We start from the raw sequence: 515 nt of genomic DNA on the forward strand, positions 1-515 counted from the left end.
ATCAGCGGCCTTTGTGTATATCGCGGTAGGAGCGGCGCTTGAGCCGCGAACAACCCCAAGACTGTTATCACTACAGAAACCACCGAGGCTCCCGAAAGTGATGCCTGTGTGTCTTATAGTGATTCAAAGTCCGATTCGCGGCTCAAGCGCCGCTCCTACGGTAAAGAGAGAAGACAAGCCCCATGAACAAACTCATCATTCTGGATCGCGACGGGGTCATCAACGAGGACTCTGATGCCTACATCAAGACCGTGGACGAGTGGATTCCCATCCCCGGCAGCATCGAGGCCATCGCCCGGTTGAGTAAAGCGGGGTATATCGTCACGGTGGCCACCAACCAGTCCGGTATTGGCCGTGGCTATTATGATGTGGCCACCCTGGATGCCATGCACACGCGTCTGCGTGAGTTGGTGGCGGAGCAGGGCGGTGCACTGGGCAAGATCGTCTATTGCCCCCACGGGCCCGATGACGGCTGTGATTGCCGCAAGCCGCTGCCAGGCCTGATCGACCAGATT

The 515-nt window shown here is 57.9% G+C and carries 1 protein-coding gene; it reads left to right on the forward strand.

What is annotated here, in order from left to right:
- Nucleotides 1-182: 182 nt before the first annotated feature.
- A partial coding sequence (locus A3754_RS07290) for an HAD-IIIA family hydrolase (protein WP_156496885.1) occupies nucleotides 183-515 on the forward strand: 333 nt, incomplete at its 3' end.

This window comes from Alcanivorax sp. HI0083, assembly GCF_001635175.1.